Raw genomic sequence first — 17,956 nt, 5'->3', positions numbered from 1 at the left:
TCAATCTTCCAAGCGCTTAGTACGTCTCGAAATAGTCGTCAGGTACCGCCACCACTGCGCCAGTCGCCACCTCTTCGGCGATCACCTCCGCCAGCGGGCGCAGGTGAAACTTGATCTGTCCGGAGGGTAGCATCAGCGCCACATCGGGATTGCGACTATCCAGCATATTGCCGGTTTTGAAGGAAAGCTCGGGATGGAGCTCCACCAGCGCCTGAAGGGAAGGCACCACCAGCTCGATATGCTCAAGTCCGGCCTGATGAGTACGGCCCGGTTTGGGCGCCGCCAGCTCGATGCAGGGAACGCGTACCGCTCCGACCTGTACTGGCTGATGCAGCTGATAAGTAGCGATGGGGCGACCGCCGATCATCCCCTCCACCAGCAGCTCCCCTGCCCCCGTCAGCAGCTCGTCTAGGTGCTGATATTCGGGCAAGGTGGCGGCACGATAGCAGAGGTGGTCAATGTGAGGTTCAGCGAAAGAGAGGCCACATTCGGCCAATTCAGCCAGCAACCGGGAAACAAAAGGGGCCATCGGCCCCAGAGTAGAATCGAGTGGGTGAGACATGCTTACCATTTCTTCTTGGGTTGAAACAGGACATCGAGCTCGTCGGCTTCCTTGTCCTTGATGTTTTGCAGATCCTGCGCACTGTTTTGCTGCTGCAGCTCTTCGAGCTCCTTAAGCCCCTGCCGCATATCCTCTTCACGAGCCAGCAGATAGGGATCCTTGTCCACTACGCTGGCCATGGCGGAAAGCCCTTTGGTGTAGAGCTGGCGGCAGGTACCGTATTGGCCCTGAATGCGGGCATCCATCGCCCGCTTGACCAGATTCGAGATGTTGATCTTGAGCTGCATCAGCTCGAGGCGGCGATCTTCCTGGGCAAACCCTTGCGGATCAATCTTGCCCTTGTTGTGCTCGACCCGCAGCACGGCCCGCATCTTCTTGACCAGCTGCAGCATCTGGATGGCCTGGCGATCGGACTCGGGCGTCTTGAAATGCCCCTCATCCTGCGCGCTGTAGTTCTCCTGCACATTCTTGATCTGGGTCTGGACATCGATGATGCGCTGTTTGATCTGGCTGTTTGGCATCACCTGGGCAATGGCGCGATAGGCATCCAGAATGCGGTGTTGCATCAGCAGCACCATGTTTTTGGAAAAGGGCACCAGATTGACGTTCAGCAGCACCTCTTCGGTCTCGTCAGCCACCGTTTTGTGTCTGGCAACCGCGTGGCGCTTGTCCGACTCAGCTTTCTGCTTATATTGCTGCACCACGTTATAGGCGATAACCAAAAACAGGAGTGCGCCAATAGACAGCAATACCAAAGTTAAAATCATAGGATGTTCAAACCCCTGTCCCAATCCAATTGCGTGATCCTACAACAGCTTACCCACTTAAGGTAGCCTGCAGATCCCCCCTTGCCCACGATTTGTCGCCAAGCTGGACGGCTGCTCCCGGGGAGATGGCAGGATCAAGAGGGAGCGCACAAGATGCACGCTCCCTTTTAGTATCGCCCATCAGGCTCATTACTTGAGGTTAAAGCCTCGGGATTGCAGGAAGCCCAGCATAAAAGGACGGGACTCCTTGGTCAGAATGGCGCGGATCTGGCCGCTCCAGGTCTGCTGCTTGTTGTTGCTGCTGCGAGCCTGATAATAGGCCTCGATCTGCTGGTCGTACCGAGCCAGCAGGTCGCGATCCAGCTCGCGCTGATAGCGCTCCTGATGTACAACCAATGCCCGTGGCAACCGGGGTTTCTGCTCAGGCTGCTGGGCAGGATGACCGAGGCAGAGACCAAAGAGTGGGATCACCCGGTCAGGCAAACCCAGCAGCTCGCTCACCTCGGCCGGATGGTTGCGCAGACCACCGATATAAACCCCTCCCAGCCCCAGCGACTGCGCCGCCAGCAGGGCATTTTGCCCCATGATGGCACCGTCGATGGCACCGATCAGCAGCTGCTCCGCATAGCCGGTCTGGGCATCTGGCACTATCTGGCTGTGGCGGTGGTAGTCGGCGCAAAACACCAGAAACTCCGCCGCCTGTTCAACATAGGACTGATTGCCCGCCTGCTGTGCCAGCTGCTTGCGCGCTTCAGGCTCGGTCACCCGAATGATGCTGGTCACCTGCAGAAAACTTGAGGTCGATGCCGACTGGGCGGCAGCCAGAATGGCATCCAGCTGCTGCGAGCTGATGGGCTCGGCTGTGAACTGGCGAATGGAACGATGGGAAAGGATAAGGTCGATAGTCTGATTCATGGCACCTCCAGAGTGAGGTAACACCATAGCGAAAAAAACGAGGGAGCCCAAGGCTCCCTCGCATACCCCGTTCAGGGGGCTGGATAGACATACGGAGCTTGCAACCCGAGCGGGAAGCCAAGCGCCCAGTAGAGCAGCAGGAAGATGGTCCAGCTCACCAGGAAGGCCAGCGAGTAAGGCAGCATCATGGAGACCAGAGTGCCGATCCCGGTGCTCTTCACATACTGCTGGCAATAGACCACCACCAGCGGGAAGAAGACCATCAGCGGGGTGATGATGTTGGAGGCGGAATCACCGACACGGTATGCCGCCTGGGTCAGCTCGGGGGAGATCCCGACAGCCATCAGCATCGGTACCAGAATGGGGCTGATCAGCGCCCACTTGGCGGATGCCGACCCCACCACCAGATTGACGGTCGCGGTCAGCAGGATCATTCCGACAATGGTGATTTCACCGGGCAGTGCCAGTGCATGGAGCACCTCGGCACCGGAAAGGGCCAGCAGGGTGCCCAGATTGGAATCGCCAAACGCCTTGATGAAGAGCGCGCAGAAGAAGGCCATCACCATGTAGGATCCCATCTTGTTCATGGTGGCCGACATGGCATCGATCACGTCCTTGCCACTCTTGAAGTTGCCCGCCACGAAGCCGTAGACAATCCCCGGCAGGATAAAGAGCAGGAAGATGAGCGGCACGATGGACTTCATCACGGGAGCGGCAAAGGTGGTCAGCGAACCATCGGCAGCACGCAGTGGGGAATCGCTCGGGGAGAGCGCCAGCGCCAGCAGCACGATGGCAGCCAGCATGGCAAACCCTGCCCAGTTGAAAGCACGGCTCTCCTGAGCGGTGTAGCGGCCCATCTCGTCGGCACTCTCCAGATCGTCATTGAGCTCGACATGCTTGAGACGGGGCTCTACCACCTTCTCGGTGACGAACCAGCCGACGCAGATGATCAGCAGGGAGGATGCACCGGTAAAGATGATGTTGCACAGGGTATTGACCATGTACTCGGGGTCAAGAATTTGCGCGGCAGACTGGGTAAAACCCTGCAGCAAGGCATCGCCACCGGATGGCAAGAAGTTGGCGGCAAAACCACCTGAAACACCGGCAAACGCGGCGGCGATGCCCGCCAGCGGATGGCGCCCCGCTGCGTGAAAGATAATGCCGCCAATGGGGATCACCAGCACATACCCCGCATCCGCTGCGGTATGACTGACGATGGCCACCAGGATCAACATGGGGGTGAGGAAACGGGCCGGGGTCACTTTCAGCAACTTTTTCAGGCCGGTATTGATAAAACCGGACTGCTCGGCCACCCCTACCCCCAGCATGGCCACCAGCACGATGCCTAACGGGGCAAAGCCGGTAAAGGTCGTGACCATGGTGGAGAGAAACTCGGCCAGACCGGCGCCGGTCAGCAGGTTGTTGACCACTACCGCTTCGCCAGTACGGGGATTGACCAGATCAAACTGGAATTGGGACAACACCCAGGAGCCGACCCAGACGATCAGCAGGGCGTAGAGAAACAGCATGGCGGGGTCGGGTAACTTGTTCCCGGCTTTCTCGACGCCATTAAGGAAACGGTTCAGCCAGCCACTGGGTGGGCTGGCCGGATGGGCCTTGGTTGCAGCATGACTCATTATTGCGGTACTCCTTCCCTAAAAAGAGGCCGCATGCTAGCAATCCTTAGCGTTAACACCTATGACGCACTGCAAAGAATTGATTAATTTCGATTAATTAAATCAATATAAGATGCCAAATTGTGGCCTGACGCACATTCACTATCCTGCCATTCAAATGCTGACCAGTGGATAACGCCCTACCGGACACTCGACCACAAAGCCGCTCTCCTCGACTTGCGCCACCGTCAGCGGCTTGCTGAAGAGATAGCCCTGGAACACATGGCACCCCTGAGTCTGCAGCGCATCAAGCTCGTGTGGCTCCTCTACCCCTTCGGCCATGATACCGAGACCAAGACTGGTGGCCATGGCGGCTGTCGCCCGGATCACCGGCAGATTGAGCCCGACCACAAAGGAGCGATCCAGCTTGATGGTGTCGATAGGTAGCCGATTAAGGTAGGCCAGTGACGAGTAGCCGGTGCCGAAGTCATCGATGGCGATATTGATCCCCTGATCGCTCAAGGCATCCAGAATACCGAGACACCCCTTCATATCGAGCATCAATACGGTTTCGGTCAGCTCCAGAGTCAGGAGTGATGCCTCAACGCCATACAGCTCAAGCTGCTGACGCACCTGCACCGGCAACGAGGAAGATAGCTGGAAACCGGAAAGGTTTACCGAAACGGGCACTCGCTTGCCAAACTGCTTTTCCCATTGCGCCACCTGGGCCAGCGCGGTGCCAAGCACCCAGCTGCCGATCTCGCGGATCAGCCCCATCTCCTCGGCCAGCGGAATAAACTCCACAGGCGAGACATGACCCAGTATCGGGTTGTACCAGCGCAGCAGCGCTTCGTAGCCAATCAGCGCGCCTTTTGCTGTATCCACCTGCGGCTGGTAACAGAGGCTCAGCTCCTGTCGGCCAATTGCCTTGGCCAGGAACTGCTTGAGGTTCAACTTGCGCTGCAGGGTCTGCTGCATGCTGGGAGTAAAACGCTGCCAGCGCAGCCGCCCCATCTGCTTGGCCTGATACATGGCCATATCGGCTCGGGTGATCAGATTGTCACCGTCATCCGCGTCATCGGGATAGATGGCAATACCGATACTGCCGCCAATGGTCACTTCCGGCAGGCCGCTCAGTTGCAGCGGGCGAGTCATCTGGGAGAGCATCTGATCGGCGATTTCCTGAGCCCGTTCGCCGTTGCTGCCAAGCGGCACCAGCGCGGTAAATTCATCCCCGCCAAGGCGCGCCAACTCCACGTCTCGCGGGCAAATTTGCTTGAGGCGACCTGCGACCCGCTCCAGCAGGCGATCGCCCGCCTTGTGACCGTAGTTGTCGTTGACCAGCTTGAAGTTGTCCAGATCCATGAAGACCAGCGCAAAACGCTCGCCCAGGCCGCAATAAGCCTCGAGGGATTTCATCAAGCCATAACGGTTGAGCAATCCGGTCAGGGAGTCGTGCCAGGCAAGGTGGCGATGCTCCAGCTCTTCGAGCTTGCGATCGGTGATATCCCGCATGGTGAGCAGGATCCGCGCCCCTTGCTGGATGTAACGGAACTGATACTGGAACCAGCGCATCCCCTTGAGGGTACGACACTCCCCCTCGGTCACCACCTCATCCAGACGGGACAGCTTCTGGTAAAAGCCGCCATCCTTGTTGGCAAAAATCTGGGAGAGCTGGGTGATCCGGTGGCCAAAGCACATCTCGAAGTGGTAATTGCCGCTCTCGAACGCCCCTTTGCTGTCAAACAAACAGGCCAGGGTATCGCCAGTCGCCAGAGAAGATTCCTGATAGAGGGTATCCGAGTCGAGCACCGCCTCGGTCATCATCATCAAACGCCCCGCGATCTGCACCCCGGAAAGACGCAGGTAGATCTGCTTTTTGATCCCCTTTGGAGAGAGGGTCCACCACTCGTTGTAGCTGCGCCCCAGCTGAAAATCACCGAGATAGCGCTGCAGCAGCAGATCGATGGCGGTTGCCATATCGGCAGAGAAATCCCGCGCACACAACTCGTCAAGGGAGGCCGCCTCCCACACCAAGAGTGCGGCACGGTTTGCCCAGAAAATATGGTGATGCTCGATGTCATACACCCAGATCGGTGTATGCAGCACGTCCATGGTTTTCAGTAACCGTTCATCAAGCGTATTCATCTGGTTAATGTCATTCATGCGGGAGGGTCACTGGCCACCGGAAAACGGATCACGCAAGCTGCCACAGGCAGAATGCAAGATGCAAATATCTCTCGACTCGTATCTCACTAACATGGTCAAGAGCAGGAAAACCATTTCATATATCGACGACAAAGCAGCATATCTTGAATTATCGGCAATGACTTAATCCGAAGCTCACTCTGTCAAAAAACATTGTCTGCTCGATTTTTATCTTTTTTTCTCAGATAAAACAAGCACTAAGAGTTGCTCACTCGAGACCATACATGTCAATTTTTCAATTCAATACAATATGTTTACTATCAATAAACTAATCAAAAACAATAACTATCTCTCTACTCTGCGATAAAACTTTCATTAATTAACCAAGCGGATGGTTAAACAGACAAAAAGACGCCAGCATGTTCAAAAATGAAGCAATAACGGCAAAATGTCGGTTCATAAATTCAAGTGATGTTTGAAAAGAGACAAAACTGCGAATATATGACCTGGCTCACATTTTCTTGCGACGGAAAATAGACGGCTAGAGGGAGCCATCATCCCCTCTGTCACCCACCGGTTGCAGTTTCTGGCAAGAGATAACGGCTATTTTGCTGATCAGCACATCCTTTATCGCCAATCAGCACCCTGCGAAACTAACCTCTCCTGCCCGGACCAACAGCCAGCCTTCACACTACCCATAAGTGAGTAACAAAATAGTATCAATAGAAATCGAACCCAGATCAATTAAACGCTGAATTACGCTTGCCAACCCTGAATGCTCTTTTTAAGGTGGCCCCCTTGTTACACCAAGAACAGCGTTTATGAAGCACATCGAAGAGTTCTACCTGTTCGTCAAGGTGGTGCAAGAGGGAGGTTTCTCCCACGCCGCAGCCGCACTGGGCATGCCAACAGGCACCATCAGTCGACGCATATCCCAGCTTGAAGAGCACCTGGGATGTTCCCTGCTACACCGCTCGACCCGCAAACTTCGGATGACCGACGAGGGGCTGCGCTACTATGAACGCCTCTGCACCCCGCTTGGCGAAATCGAACAGGCCACCGGCGAGATCCAGGGCAAAGAGGCCGACATCTCCGGCATAATCCGGATTGCGGCGCCCATCGCCCTCTCCAATACCATCCTGATCGATATGCTGGCCGAGTTCGGGTTGCACTATCCCGCGGTGCAATTCGAGATCTCCCAGACCAACGATCACCAGCACCTGTTCGATAACGACCGGGATCTGGTCTTTTTCAACGGCGAGCTGCCCCAATCCCTGCCCAATGCGCGCTGTCTTGGCCACATCGAGTACGGGCTCTTTGCCTCGCCACTCTATCTGGCTAAAAAAGGGACACCAGCTCACCCCAATCAACTGGAAGAGCACGATCTCATCTACTGCTGGCCTCACCAGCACTGGCAACTGACCGACAAAGAGGGGCAGCTTGTCTGCATCAAACGGGGGGCCAAGCTGGCGGTTAACCAGACGCAGGCTGCCGTACGTGCCGCCAGACGCCACCTCGGGATCGTCAATGCCCCGCTCCACTACGTGCATAGCTTCTTGCAGGATGAGCAGTTGCGCCCGGTGCTGCCCGACTGGCAAACCGGCAATCGCCCCTTCTACATGCTCTGCTGCCAGCACCAGTTCGCCCCGTTGCGTGTTAAGATGTTTGCTGAATTTGTTGAAAAATATTCCGCGCGCTATCGCAACAGACAGTGGGACAATCAATTTTCACAAGGTGATACCCTCACCCATTGCATCTGACCGTTAGCGGGCCACACTTAATAGCATTCCTTGCCAACAGAGCCTGCCTAACACCATGAATGTATTGATCTGTGATGACTCCGGGTTCGCCCGCAAACAGTTGGCGCGGGCCCTCCCCGCCGACTGGAAAGTCGACTTGCACTATGCAGCCAATGGTCTTGAAGGGATCGAGCAGGTGCTGATGGGCCATGGTGACCTCATCTTTCTCGACCTCACCATGCCGGAAATGGATGGTTATGGCGTGCTGGAGACCCTCCAGCGGGAGGGGCTGCGCAACAAGGTCATCGTGGTCTCTGGGGATATCCAGCCAGAAGCCTACCAACGGGTGATGGGACTGGGTGCGCTCGATTTCATCAAGAAACCCGCAGCCCCCGAAACCCTGCTTGCCCTGCTCAAACAGCACGGTTTCTGGAGCGCAGAGCCAGGCGATAAAGTCGCAACCATTGCAGCGTCAACCGGTGGCGTCGTCGCCGATGTAGGCGTCAAGATCACTCCGGAGATCCGCGACGTCTATCAGGAGCTGGCCAACGTATCCATGGGCCAAGCAGCCGACCTGCTGGCCCGGCTGCTCAACGCCTTCGTGGTATTGCCGATCCCCAACGTCAACGTGCTGGAAGTATCAGAGCTGCATATGGCCCTCTCTGCCGCCGCCGATTCGGATACTCTCTCCGCCGTCTGTCAGGGCTTTATCGGAGCGGGGATCGCCGGCGAAGCGCTGATCCTGTTCCATGACTCCAGCTTCAAAGATTTGGCCAAGCTGATGAACCATCAGGGGACGCTGGATCGCACTGCCGAGCTGGAGCTGCTGATGGATACCGCCAACGTGCTGATCGGCGCCTTCCTGCGCGGCTACGCCAACCAGCTCGACACCCCCTTCAGTCAGGGCCACCCGGTGGTTCTCGGCCAACACAGACCCATCAACGAGCTCATCAACACCAATAAGAGTCGCTGGCGCCGCACCCTAGCCATCGAGATCAACTACCGGATCCAGGATTACGCAGTACAGTGCGATCTGCTGCTGCTGTTTACCGAAGATTCCATCGCCACCATGAACAACAAAATCATGCACATGCTCTAGGAGTGACTATGGAAATCCGCGAATTTCACTGGTTGATGAACATAGTCCAGAACCTGGACGTCGGATTGGTGGTGCTCGACAAGGAGTACAAGGTTCAGGTGTGGAACGGCTTTATGGAGAGCCACAGCGGGCGGCTGGCTGGCGAAGTACGCGATGGCGTATTGTTCGACCTCTTCCCCGATGTGGATCGGGCTTGGTTCGAGCGCAAGGCCAATATGGTGTTCAAGCTGAACAACCGCGCCTTCAGCACCTGGGAACAGAAACCCTATCTGCTGCGCTTCTCCAACTACCGCCCCATCACCGGCTCGGCCCCCCATATGTTCCAGAACCTGACGCTGGTGCCACTCGCCGATTTCGGCGGTCAGGTGACCCACATCGCGGTGATGATCTACGATGCCACCGATGAGGCCATGCTGATGAGCGGCCAGCGGCAAGCTTGAGCTTACGGCCAATAACACAGAGCGCCGCGGCGCCCTGTGTTATTTCGATATAAACAAGTCTCGCTATAAACGAGAGTCTGTATCACCAAGCGCTATCAACGCCCCCCGAGATACTCGGTAAAGGCATCGATCACCTCTTCGATATCGTCGTCATTGATCTGCAGATGCGTCACCAGCCGCAGCTCGCCATAACCGGAGAAGAGAATGCCCCGCTCCTTCATAAAGGCGAGCAGCTGTGCCGGCTCCCCTTTGGCAAGGCGTAGAAATACCATGTTACTCTGCACCAGCGAGAGATCGAGCTCGATGCACGGCAGCGCAGCCAACCCCTCGGCCAACCGTTTGGCACGGCGATGATCATCAGCCAGGCGCGCAACATGCTGCTCAAGGGCAAACAGGCCTGCCTGTGCCACTATCCCAGCCTGACGCATGCCGCCACCTACCATTTTGCGCAGACGACGTGCCCGGGCGATAAAGTCACGATCACCGACCAGCAGAGATCCCACCGGCGCACCCAGCCCCTTGGAAAGACAAATCGAGATGCTGTCAAACGACGCGGCAATAACCTCCACCGGGGTATCGCTGGCAACAGCCGCATTGAACAGCCGGGCCCCGTCGAGATGCAGTTTCAGACCATGCTTGGCAACGAAGGCCCCCATCTCTTGCAGGTAGGAGAGTGGCAGCACCTTGCCGTTATGGGTGTTCTCAAGGCAGATAAGGCGAGTCTGAACAAAATGTGCATCATCAGGCGCCAGAGCAGCCATGATGTCGTCGAAGGCCAGGGTGCCATCACGCTGCATGGGCAGCGGTTGCAGCGCCACAGAGCCGAGCACCGAACTCCCCTGTGCTTCAAACCGGTAGATATGGGCGCCAGCACCAAGAATGGCGCCTTCACCACGCTGGCAATGGCTCATGACAGCCAGCAGATTGGACATGGTTCCCGATGGCACAAACAGAGCAGCCTGCTTGCCAAGCAACTTGGCACCATATGCTTCCAGCGCATTGACGCTCGGATCTTCGCCGTAGACATCGTCACCGACTTCGGCATGGAGCATGGCCTGACGCATGGCATCTGTCGGCTGGGTAACCGTATCACTTCGTAAATCGATATAGCGCATGAGATCCCTCCTGAAACAGGAGAGTGACGTTAGCCATGGCCCCCCTGTTTGGCAAGGGGAGAGGCCGGATTATGTGAGGTAAATGGGGGCACAGATAGCCATGCAACTCCCTTTACCAGGGGAGTTGCTGACCGTTGAGATCCAATAGCTGACCCGATTGAGACAAAGACAAGCCATCGATCAGGTTGAGCAGCTTGCTCGCCACCTCGGCAGGATCCTGCAGCTGGTCTGCAGGCAGTTCAGCCAGAAAGGGAGCATTCATCGGAGAGTCCATCAAGCCGGGCGCGACCGCAATCACCCCCGCCTGTGCAAAACGCTCCGCCCACTCAAGTGCAAGGGTCTTCACCCCCATATCGAGCGCCGCCTTGCTCATCCGATAGCTGTAACGCCCCCCCGACTCGTTGGCACTGATAGAGCCCGCCAGATCCGAGATGGCGCAGAGCCAGACCTTGTGATCATCCTTCATCATCCGGCTCAGGCGCGCCGCCAAAGCCAGCGTCGGCCAGGCATTGGCCAGCAGGCTGTCACACAACCACTTGGGCACTACCTCCTCCACCCGTCGCTCCGGCATGGAGCGGGCATCATGGAGCAGGCCGATGGTGTTGATGACGACGGAGGGGAGCGGATCCACATCATAGGTCGTAAACAGAGCATCAAATGAGATGACGTCAACCTCCTGCAGCGGGAAAAAGGATCCGACAAGAAGCCCTTTTGGATAGTCGCGCCCAGCCAGCAGAAAGGTCTCATCCCTTACCATCAGCTCTCTTGCCAGCGCCGAGCCAAGCGCACCGCTTCCGAGGATCAGATAACTCATCGCCATTCCCTAGTTCATGAATTTGTTTAGAGCGTATCAGAATAATCGCGGCCCGTGACCCGGCCTCAACACTCTTGTTAACCCACCTAAGCTTCCCCGATATGCCGGCCAAACTCGCGGGCCAGCGCCAGATCGAGAAACCCGTCGCCCTTTTTATGGGTGCGCAAAAACTGGTAGTAGGCGAGTAGCGTCACCAACGCCTCCTCATCCGGCAGCACGACCTTGGGTTGCTGCTCCTGGAGCAGTTGCTGCGCCGCCCCGAGCGCCTCTCTATCCACTACCTCAGCCTGTCGATAGAGATAACCGCAGCCGGTTGCCAGCCATTCGAGCGAACAGTTGGCCCCCATCGCAATCTGGTTGGCCCGCGCCAACCCGGGCTCAGCCCCTTTCAGGTATTTGCGGATCAGCGCCTCGCTCAATCCTACCTTGCGAGCAAAAGCGCTGATGCTCCCCTCCCCGATGAGACTCTGCAGCCGCTCGGCAAACCCATCCATCTGTGACTCTCCAATCAGAACTAAAGTACGAACCGTGCCAACCCACATTATTGCTTTGCCAGCGACATGGGGCCAAGATGCCGGCAGCCGCAATTTATCTTTCTGACCTTTCAAGGAGTCAACCATGTCTGTATCCCGCGTCAGCCTGCATCCACAAGGCCCCACCTTCTCTCGTATCATCATGGGGTACTGGCGCCTGATGGAGTGGCATCTCACCCCGGCAGCTCTGCTCGACCTGATGAAATACCATCTGGATCTGGGAGTTACCACAGTCGACCACGCCGACATCTACGGCGGCTACCAGTGCGAGGAGGCCTTTGGCAACGCCCTGCGTCTTGAGCCTTCCCTGCGCGACCGGATGGAGATCGTCACCAAGTGCGGTATCGCCCTCACCGCCAAACCGCAGCACGCGCTCAACCACTACAACACCGGCAAGAGCCATATCATCGCCAGTGCCGACGCCTCGCTGCACAAGCTCGGCACTGATCACCTCGATCTGCTGCTGATCCACCGTCCGGATCCCCTGATGAACGCCGATGAGGTGGCCGATGCCTTCATCACCCTGAAGCAGGCTGGCAAGATCAAGCATGCCGGGGTCTCGAACTTCACCGCGCGCCAGTTTGAACTGCTGCAATCCCGCCTCTCCTTCCCGCTGGTAACCAACCAGCTGGAGATCTCGCCGCAGCATCAGGAGGGGACGCTCGATGGCACTCTGGACCAATGCCAACAGCTCAATATCAAACCAATGGCATGGTCATGCCTTGGCGGTGGCCGGCTGTTCAACGATCACGCTTGCGAGTCGCTGCGAGAAGAGCTTGAGCGGATCCGCGCGGAAGTGGGAGCCCAGACCATCGAACAGGTGGTCTATGCCTGGGTCATGATGCTGCCAAGCCAGCCGCTGCCGCTGATTGGCTCAGGCAAGCGGGAACGGATTGCTGCCGCCGTTGCATCGGAGTCCATCAAACTTGATCGTCAGCAGTGGTTCCGCATTCGCAAGGCTGCACTCGGTTACGACGTACCCTGATCCGGGCGAAAACCACCAGAAACAAAAACGGCATGGGGATAACCCATGCCGTTTTGCATTACTGAGGCACCTTAGCGATGGCGCTGCTGAGGGCGGCCACGGGGGGCATCTGTCTTCGGTTTGGCCTGGTTGACCGTTACGGTGCGCCCACCAACTTCAGTGCCATGCAGGCCCGCAATCGCCTTTTCGGCGTCAGCGTTGGCCGGCATTTCAATGAAACCAAACCCCTTTGACTGGCCTGTATCGCGGTCGATGATGATATCAACCTTGTCGACCTGTCCAAACTGGCTGAACAGAGTTTTCAGTTCGTCGGCCGTCATGCGGTACGACAGATTACCTACGTAAATCTTCATGCCATCCACTCTCGATTCAAGGTGCCTTCTCTATGCAATCACCAGCATAACGGTAAGGGCACAACCCCTATGCCAGCCCTGCCATGGCTTCATGCCGTGGCTCTCTCCACACTGTTTTCAAGTGATTGATCTCTTGGGTGAACAGTGCAGACAAGATCAATTCGAGTCACTGGCAGTATCCGAGCTTTACCGGGAATTGTCGAGAAAATAGTCTGTTCAGGCTGGCTGCAACACTGACAGCTGCCGCAGCAGAGCGCGGCGGCCATGCCAGGCCCGTTTAAACCCGAAGCGATAGACAGAGGGGCTGACCAGATGCAGCTCACCCGCCTTGAGATCCAGCAGTGCCATGGCAGCGGCAAGTTCAGGCTCGCTCAACTGCAGATCCAGACTGAAATCGAGCCACTGGCCATCGTGGCCTACCCGCCGCTCCTGCTCGATGGCAACCAGCTGGCTGCGCGGCACCGCCAACGCCTCGTTCTTGTTGCCATTGAGCAGATAGATGTGAGCTTCATCCCAGCCAAGCTCTGCCAGCCGCCACGGTTGCCAGCTGCGCGGCAGGGCCACCATCAGAGCTATGATGCCGCCAAAGATGGTACCGACCCAGTTGAGCAGCGCCATCCCCTCCCGACCATCCCACAAGGAAACCGCCACCACGCTCCAGCTCACCAGCAACAGCAGAAAAATGACGCAGCGATAGCGGAGTGCCGGCGGCATCAGCAGTTGTACCTGCTTGTTGGCCAGCAAGGATGTAATAGGCATGAAAAGCTCCTGTCATCACGAAATGGCGTCATTGTGAATAGCCATAGCGCGACTGACAAGGGGCTTTTCTTTGTCATCCTCCTATAAAATCAATACCATGGCGTAAATGATTCTCAGTGGAACCTGCTCCTTGCTCAGCTCGCAACCCTGCGTACGCTTTTGTGGCGTCAATAAATTCTACGGCGACTTTCAAGCCCTCAATCAGATTGACCTCACCATAGAGCGGGGAGAAAAGTGGGTGATCTGCGGCCCCTCGGGCTCCGGCAAATCGACCCTGATCCGTACCATCAACGGACTGGAGGGGATCGATAGCGGCCAGCTATCCCTCTTTGGCGAACCTGTAAGCCCCGCCTATGTGCGCCGCCTCAAGGGGCAGGTCGGCATGGTATTTCAGCAATTCAACCTCTTTCCCCATATGACGGTGCTGGAAAACCTGATGGTGGCACCGGTTCATACCCTGGGATTGTCGCCACAGGCGGCGCGGGAGCGCGCACTCGGCTTGCTCGAACGGGTACGCATTCAGGCGCAGGCTGATAAATACCCCCACCAGCTCTCCGGCGGTCAGCAGCAACGGGTCGCCATCGCCCGCTCCCTCTGCATGCAACCTGAGTTGATGCTGTTCGACGAGCCCACCTCGGCCCTCGATCCCGAGATGATCCGCGAAGTGCTGGATGTGATCCGCGAGCTGGCAGACGAGGGCATGACCCTGATCTGCGTCACCCACGAGATGGGCTTTGCCCGTCAGGTGGCAGATCGGGTCATCTTTATGGACGAAGGGCGGATCATCGAATCGGCACCACCCGCCCAGCTGTTTGGCAACCCGGCCCAACCGCGAACCAGAGCCTTTCTGGAGCAGGTACTCAGCTACCATGACTAACACAAAACCCGTGCGGCTGCTCGGCTGGCTCTGTGGCACTCTTGTGCTCTCTCTGTTGCTCGGCTGGAGCATATACAGCGGCGCGCAAGCGATGGGATATGAGTGGCAGTGGCCACGCGTGCTGCCTTTCCTGGGCGAGTGGGATGAGGGAACCTTTTATGCCGGCCCCCTGCTAAACGGATTGCTGGTGACTTTGCAGGTCGCGCTGCTCAGTTTGCTCGGCACCCTGGCGGTCGGGATCTGCGTGGTGAGTCTGCGTCTGCTCCCCTCCCGCCTTGGGCCACTGCTTGCCATCGCCTATTTGGGCATGGTGCGAACCACGCCACAGCTGGTTCAACTCTATATTCTCTACTTCCTACTCGGCCCCATGCTGGGGCTGGCGCCACTGACCTGCGCCGTGCTGAGCCTATCTCTCTATCAGGGCGCCTTCACCGCCGAAGTGCTGCGGGCGGGGCTCAAGGCGATTCCCCAAGGCCAGTGGGAGGCGGCGCGCGCCCTTGGCCTGTCGCGAGCCATTACCCTGCGCAAGGTGATCCTGCCGCAGCTGGTTCGCATCACGCTGCCACCGCTCACCAACGAGCTGGTATCGCTGATCAAACATTCGGCACTGGTCAGCGTCATCGCCATCTTCGATCTGACCAACGAAGGGCGTACTCTGGTGGCCGATACGTTTCTGACTTTCGAGGTGTGGTTCACCGTGGCCGCCCTCTATTTGCTGTTAACGCTGACCCTCTCCGGCTGTGCCCGGCTGCTCGCCCGGCATCTGGATCCGGAACAACAAGGACGCCAATCATGACAATTTCCATCAAAACCGCGCTATCGGGTGCAGCCCTGCTGTTAGCGACCCTCTTGACACCGGTACATGCAGACACAGCCCCTTCTGATACCCAGGCCCGGATCGAACAGAGCGGCACCCTGCGGGTCGGCATGTCCACCTTCGCCCCCTGGGCGATGCGGGACAAGCAAGGGGCGCTGATCGGCTTTGAGATCGATGTCGCGCGGCGCCTCGCTACCGATCACGGCTGGCAGGTAGAGTTCGTGCCCACCGCTTGGGATGGCATCATCCCCTCCCTGCTGGCGAAAAAGTATGACGTCATCATCGGGGGCCTCACCATCACCCCGGAGCGGGAGAAGAGCGTGCACTTCACCCACCCCTATTCCCACTCGGGCGTCCAGCTGGCCGCTTCAAGCACGCTCGCCAAAGAGAAGAAAACCATCGCTGACTTCAACCAGCGCGGGGTGATCCTAGCGGTGCGCCGTGGCGCGTCGCCGGTACAGGTTGCCAAGGCCAACTTCCCCAAGGCAACCTTGCGCCAGTTTGACGATGAATCTCAGGTATTTCAGGAGGTGTTGAACGGTCGCGCCCACGGTGCTCTCTCCTCCTCGCCAAAACCGGAGCAGGAGACGCTGCGCCACCCCGATGCCCTGTTCATGCCATTTGCCGAGCAGCTGGCTCAGGGCGATGAAGGGTTTGCCCTGCGCAAGGGAGATGACACGCTGGCCGAGCAGTTCAATGAGTGGATCGACGCCCGTCAGGCCGATGGCTGGCTCAAGGCTCGTCACGACTACTGGTTCAAGTCGCTGGCATGGGAATCACAGGTCGCCAACCCCTGATGCAACGCTTGATAAGCCATACACTCAAACGATTCAGCTGGCTGGACGGCGTCATAGTGCTGCTGTTGGCACTGGCGGGACTCTGGCTGGCCAGCCGTATCCACATCGGGGTCGCCTATGAGTGGCACTGGCACGATGCCTTCGCTCTGCTCTTTACTCATGCCCCCCATGGCGAGACGCCCTACTTTTTCAGCGGTCTGCTCACCACCCTGCGTATCGCGCTGCTTGGCATGGTGCTGGCGCTGCTGCTCGGCACTGCGCTGGGGGTGGCTGCGTTTAGTCATCGCCCGTTTCTGGTTTTGCCAGCCACCCTCTTTATCCAGCTCATCCGCAATCTGCCGCCGCTGGTCTTTATCTTCATCTTCTACTTCTTTATCGCCAACCAACTGTTACCAGCAAGCGGCATCTCAAGCTGGCTCGGCAACATCTCAATTCCCACCTGGCTGGAAGTTCTGTTTGGCCCGCCGGCTCGCTGGGAAAATCTTATCTCCGGTACCCTCTGCGTCGGCATGATCAGCGCCGCCTTCGTTGCCGAGATCGTCCGTGCCGGCCTTGCCGCCATCCCCAAAGGACAGTGGGAAGCGGCCCACAGCCTCGGGTTATCCCCCTGGATGCGCCTGCGCCATGTGATCCTGCCGCAGGCGATGCTGTTGATGTTGCCTCCCCTCACCGGCCAGCTCATCGCACTGGTGAAGGATACGGCCATCGTTTCGCTTATCTCGGTGCAGGAGCTCACCTTCGTCGGCACCGAGATGGCCAACTCGAGCGGGCTGGTTTACGAGATCTGGCTGCTGGTGGCGGCCGCCTATTTATTGATATGTTTGAGTCTGTTTATTCTGCTCAGCCGACTCGAAGCGAAACAAGGAGCACGCAAATGCTGACGTCCCTGTTACTGGCGACTGTGTTGCAAGCCGAAGCAATCGGCGGATACACCGCCGGCTGTCTCAAAAACGGAATGGCGCTGCCGCTGGAGGGCCCTGGCTATCAGGTGATCCGCACCAAGCGCTTGCGCTACTACGGCCATCCCGACCTCATCCACTATCTGCAGACACTGGCCAACCAGACCCGGATGGCCGGATTGCCGGATCTCTATATCGCCGATCTGGCAATGCCCCATGGAGGCCCCTTTACCACCGGCCATCGCAGCCACCAGACCGGCCTTGATGCCGACATCTGGTTTCGCATGGCCAACCGCCCCATCAGCAAATGGGAGCAGGATGCCCCCAAGGAGTGGGCGCTGATCGACGAGCCCAGCTACAAGATGCTGCCAGGCCGCTTCGGGCCGCAGCAGCTCACCCTGTTGCGACTGGCGACCAGCAAACCCGAGGTGGCCCGCATCTTTGTCAATCCGGTAATCAAGTCGGCGGTTTGCCAGCAGGCTGGTGATGAACCCTGGGTTGCCAAGCTTCGCCCCTGGGTTGGCCACTTCAGCCATTTTCACGTGCGGCTGCGCTGCCCGACGGGCAGTCCTGATTGCGAGCAGCAAGCGCCTATTCCCCCCGGCAACGGCTGCGGTGCCGAGCTGGCCTCCTGGCTGAAAGACAAACCGCAGCTGCCCAAGGTGTCCAGCATCAACAAGATGCCTGTGCTGCCCGCGCGTTGTCGCAACTGACCCCAAGC

At 57.9% G+C, this 17,956-nt stretch carries 19 protein-coding genes; 9 read left to right on the top strand and 10 right to left on the bottom strand.

Going from position 1 to position 17,956, the window contains the following annotated elements; translation table 11 throughout:
• Positions 1-16 precede the first annotated feature (16 nt).
• The 5 genes from LG31_RS0111175 to LG31_RS0111155 all read right to left on the bottom strand — a co-directional run bounded on the left by LG31_RS0111175 (position 17) and on the right by LG31_RS0111155 (position 5,975).
• Positions 17-571, bottom strand: coding sequence for a VOC family protein (locus tag LG31_RS0111175; RefSeq protein WP_033114551.1), 555 nt, complete (start codon positions 569-571; stop codon positions 17-19).
• A complete protein-coding gene (locus LG31_RS0111170) occupies positions 565-1,329 on the bottom strand; it encodes a hypothetical protein (protein ID WP_033114550.1) in 765 nt (254 codons plus the stop codon). Before LG31_RS0111170 ends, LG31_RS0111175 begins: the two co-directional genes overlap by 7 nt.
• Before the next feature lie 189 nt (positions 1,330-1,518).
• Entirely contained in the window at positions 1,519-2,244 is a 726-nt protein-coding gene (gene nfsA, locus LG31_RS0111165) for an oxygen-insensitive NADPH nitroreductase (RefSeq protein ID WP_033114549.1), read from the bottom strand.
• 71 nt (positions 2,245-2,315) lie between these two features.
• Entirely contained in the window at positions 2,316-3,881 is a 1,566-nt protein-coding gene (locus LG31_RS0111160) for an AbgT family transporter (protein ID WP_033114548.1), read from the bottom strand.
• 153 nt (positions 3,882-4,034) lie between these two features.
• The gene (locus LG31_RS0111155) at positions 4,035-5,975 is read right to left on the bottom strand and encodes a putative bifunctional diguanylate cyclase/phosphodiesterase (protein WP_033114547.1); all 1,941 of its coding nucleotides are present in this window, start codon (positions 5,973-5,975) and stop codon (positions 4,035-4,037) included.
• Between the two features lie 854 nt (positions 5,976-6,829).
• Here LG31_RS0111155 and LG31_RS0111145 point away from each other — a divergent pair.
• The 3 genes from LG31_RS0111145 to LG31_RS0111135 are packed head-to-tail and all read left to right on the top strand — an operon-like array spanning position 6,830 to position 9,286.
• Complete coding sequence (locus LG31_RS0111145) at positions 6,830-7,768, top strand: LysR family transcriptional regulator (protein WP_033114545.1); 939 nt, start codon at positions 6,830-6,832, stop codon at positions 7,766-7,768.
• Between the two features lie 55 nt (positions 7,769-7,823).
• Complete coding sequence (locus LG31_RS0111140; RefSeq protein ID WP_033114544.1) at positions 7,824-8,846, top strand: response regulator; 1,023 nt, start codon at positions 7,824-7,826, stop codon at positions 8,844-8,846.
• 8 nt (positions 8,847-8,854) lie between these two features.
• Positions 8,855-9,286 (top strand): PAS domain-containing protein, encoded by a 432-nt coding sequence (locus tag LG31_RS0111135; RefSeq protein WP_033114543.1) that lies wholly within the window; start codon positions 8,855-8,857, stop codon positions 9,284-9,286.
• Between the two features lie 95 nt (positions 9,287-9,381).
• Here LG31_RS0111135 and ltaE read toward each other — a convergent pair whose 3' ends face one another.
• The 3 genes from ltaE to LG31_RS0111120 all read right to left on the bottom strand — a co-directional run bounded on the left by ltaE (position 9,382) and on the right by LG31_RS0111120 (position 11,709).
• The gene (gene ltaE / locus LG31_RS0111130) at positions 9,382-10,401 is read right to left on the bottom strand and encodes a low-specificity L-threonine aldolase (protein ID WP_033114542.1); all 1,020 of its coding nucleotides are present in this window, start codon (positions 10,399-10,401) and stop codon (positions 9,382-9,384) included.
• 112 nt (positions 10,402-10,513) lie between these two features.
• Positions 10,514-11,215 (bottom strand): SDR family oxidoreductase, encoded by a 702-nt coding sequence (locus tag LG31_RS0111125; RefSeq protein ID WP_033114571.1) that lies wholly within the window; start codon positions 11,213-11,215, stop codon positions 10,514-10,516.
• Positions 11,216-11,301: 86 nt separating this feature from the next.
• A complete protein-coding gene (locus LG31_RS0111120; protein ID WP_033114541.1) occupies positions 11,302-11,709 on the bottom strand; it encodes a transcriptional regulator in 408 nt (135 codons plus the stop codon).
• A gap of 124 nt (positions 11,710-11,833) precedes the next feature.
• Between LG31_RS0111120 and LG31_RS0111115 the strand changes: the two genes are divergently transcribed.
• Positions 11,834-12,733 carry an aldo/keto reductase gene (locus tag LG31_RS0111115; RefSeq protein ID WP_033114540.1) on the top strand — a complete coding sequence of 300 codons (900 nt, stop codon included), beginning with the start codon at positions 11,834-11,836 and terminating at the stop codon, positions 12,731-12,733.
• Between the two features lie 71 nt (positions 12,734-12,804).
• Here LG31_RS0111115 and LG31_RS0111110 read toward each other — a convergent pair whose 3' ends face one another.
• Together LG31_RS0111110 and LG31_RS0111105 are read right to left on the bottom strand one after the other, a co-directional pair.
• Positions 12,805-13,086: an RNA recognition motif domain-containing protein gene (locus LG31_RS0111110; protein ID WP_071910610.1), complete on the bottom strand. Its 282-nt coding sequence runs from the start codon at positions 13,084-13,086 to the stop codon at positions 12,805-12,807.
• 216 nt (positions 13,087-13,302) lie between these two features.
• Positions 13,303-13,845 (bottom strand): hypothetical protein, encoded by a 543-nt coding sequence (locus LG31_RS0111105; RefSeq protein WP_033114538.1) that lies wholly within the window; start codon positions 13,843-13,845, stop codon positions 13,303-13,305.
• Positions 13,846-13,951: 106 nt separating this feature from the next.
• Here LG31_RS0111105 and LG31_RS0111100 point away from each other — a divergent pair, with 106 nt between their 5' ends.
• Genes LG31_RS0111100 through mepA form a run of 5 tightly spaced genes read left to right on the top strand, consistent with a single transcriptional unit; the run spans position 13,952 to position 17,948 of the window.
• Positions 13,952-14,722 (top strand): amino acid ABC transporter ATP-binding protein, encoded by a 771-nt coding sequence (locus LG31_RS0111100; RefSeq protein ID WP_033114537.1) that lies wholly within the window; start codon positions 13,952-13,954, stop codon positions 14,720-14,722.
• Positions 14,715-15,518 carry an amino acid ABC transporter permease gene (locus tag LG31_RS0111095; RefSeq protein ID WP_033114536.1) on the top strand — a complete coding sequence of 268 codons (804 nt, stop codon included), beginning with the start codon at positions 14,715-14,717 and terminating at the stop codon, positions 15,516-15,518. The genes LG31_RS0111100 and LG31_RS0111095 overlap by 8 nt, the downstream gene beginning before the upstream one ends.
• Positions 15,515-16,336: a transporter substrate-binding domain-containing protein gene (locus LG31_RS0111090; protein WP_033114535.1), complete on the top strand. Its 822-nt coding sequence runs from the start codon at positions 15,515-15,517 to the stop codon at positions 16,334-16,336. The genes LG31_RS0111095 and LG31_RS0111090 overlap by 4 nt, the downstream gene beginning before the upstream one ends.
• Complete coding sequence (locus LG31_RS0111085) at positions 16,336-17,217, top strand: amino acid ABC transporter permease (RefSeq protein ID WP_167334756.1); 882 nt, start codon at positions 16,336-16,338, stop codon at positions 17,215-17,217. Before LG31_RS0111090 ends, LG31_RS0111085 begins: the two co-directional genes overlap by 1 nt.
• Positions 17,211-17,948 (top strand): penicillin-insensitive murein endopeptidase, encoded by a 738-nt coding sequence (mepA, locus tag LG31_RS0111080; protein ID WP_033114533.1) that lies wholly within the window; start codon positions 17,211-17,213, stop codon positions 17,946-17,948. Before LG31_RS0111085 ends, mepA begins: the two co-directional genes overlap by 7 nt.
• Positions 17,949-17,956: the final 8 nt, after the last annotated feature.

This window comes from Aeromonas lacus (assembly GCF_000764665.1).
Taxonomy (GTDB): domain Bacteria; phylum Pseudomonadota; class Gammaproteobacteria; order Enterobacterales; family Aeromonadaceae; genus Aeromonas; species Aeromonas lacus.
The sequence above is the reverse complement of the archived record's forward strand: the minus strand, read 5'-3'. Positions and strand labels throughout refer to the sequence as shown.

What these genes read in the sequence shown, in the direction of transcription:
- LG31_RS0111115 (WP_033114540.1), top strand. Translation starts at nt 11,834, where the DNA reads ATGTCTGTATCCCGCGTCAGCCTGCATCCACAAGGCCCCACCTTCTCT.
- LG31_RS0111155 (WP_033114547.1), bottom strand. Translation starts at nt 5,975, where the DNA reads ATGGACGTGCTGCATACACCGATCTGGGTGTATGACATCGAGCATCAC.
- LG31_RS0111125 (WP_033114571.1), bottom strand. Translation starts at nt 11,215, where the DNA reads ATGAGTTATCTGATCCTCGGAAGCGGTGCGCTTGGCTCGGCGCTGGCA.
- LG31_RS0111140 (WP_033114544.1), top strand. Translation starts at nt 7,824, where the DNA reads ATGAATGTATTGATCTGTGATGACTCCGGGTTCGCCCGCAAACAGTTG.
- LG31_RS0111175 (WP_033114551.1), bottom strand. Translation starts at nt 571, where the DNA reads ATGGTAAGCATGTCTCACCCACTCGATTCTACTCTGGGGCCGATGGCC.
- LG31_RS0111090 (WP_033114535.1), top strand. Translation starts at nt 15,515, where the DNA reads ATGACAATTTCCATCAAAACCGCGCTATCGGGTGCAGCCCTGCTGTTA.
- LG31_RS0111110 (WP_071910610.1), bottom strand. Translation starts at nt 13,086, where the DNA reads ATGAAGATTTACGTAGGTAATCTGTCGTACCGCATGACGGCCGACGAA.
- ltaE (WP_033114542.1), bottom strand. Translation starts at nt 10,401, where the DNA reads ATGCGCTATATCGATTTACGAAGTGATACGGTTACCCAGCCGACAGAT.
- LG31_RS0111135 (WP_033114543.1), top strand. Translation starts at nt 8,855, where the DNA reads ATGGAAATCCGCGAATTTCACTGGTTGATGAACATAGTCCAGAACCTG.
- mepA (WP_033114533.1), top strand. Translation starts at nt 17,211, where the DNA reads ATGCTGACGTCCCTGTTACTGGCGACTGTGTTGCAAGCCGAAGCAATC.
- LG31_RS0111160 (WP_033114548.1), bottom strand. Translation starts at nt 3,881, where the DNA reads ATGAGTCATGCTGCAACCAAGGCCCATCCGGCCAGCCCACCCAGTGGC.
- LG31_RS0111120 (WP_033114541.1), bottom strand. Translation starts at nt 11,709, where the DNA reads ATGGATGGGTTTGCCGAGCGGCTGCAGAGTCTCATCGGGGAGGGGAGC.
- LG31_RS0111100 (WP_033114537.1), top strand. Translation starts at nt 13,952, where the DNA reads ATGATTCTCAGTGGAACCTGCTCCTTGCTCAGCTCGCAACCCTGCGTA.
- LG31_RS0111105 (WP_033114538.1), bottom strand. Translation starts at nt 13,845, where the DNA reads ATGCCTATTACATCCTTGCTGGCCAACAAGCAGGTACAACTGCTGATG.
- LG31_RS0111145 (WP_033114545.1), top strand. Translation starts at nt 6,830, where the DNA reads ATGAAGCACATCGAAGAGTTCTACCTGTTCGTCAAGGTGGTGCAAGAG.
- LG31_RS0111095 (WP_033114536.1), top strand. Translation starts at nt 14,715, where the DNA reads ATGACTAACACAAAACCCGTGCGGCTGCTCGGCTGGCTCTGTGGCACT.
- LG31_RS0111085 (WP_167334756.1), top strand. Translation starts at nt 16,336, where the DNA reads ATGCAACGCTTGATAAGCCATACACTCAAACGATTCAGCTGGCTGGAC.
- nfsA (WP_033114549.1), bottom strand. Translation starts at nt 2,244, where the DNA reads ATGAATCAGACTATCGACCTTATCCTTTCCCATCGTTCCATTCGCCAG.
- LG31_RS0111170 (WP_033114550.1), bottom strand. Translation starts at nt 1,329, where the DNA reads ATGATTTTAACTTTGGTATTGCTGTCTATTGGCGCACTCCTGTTTTTG.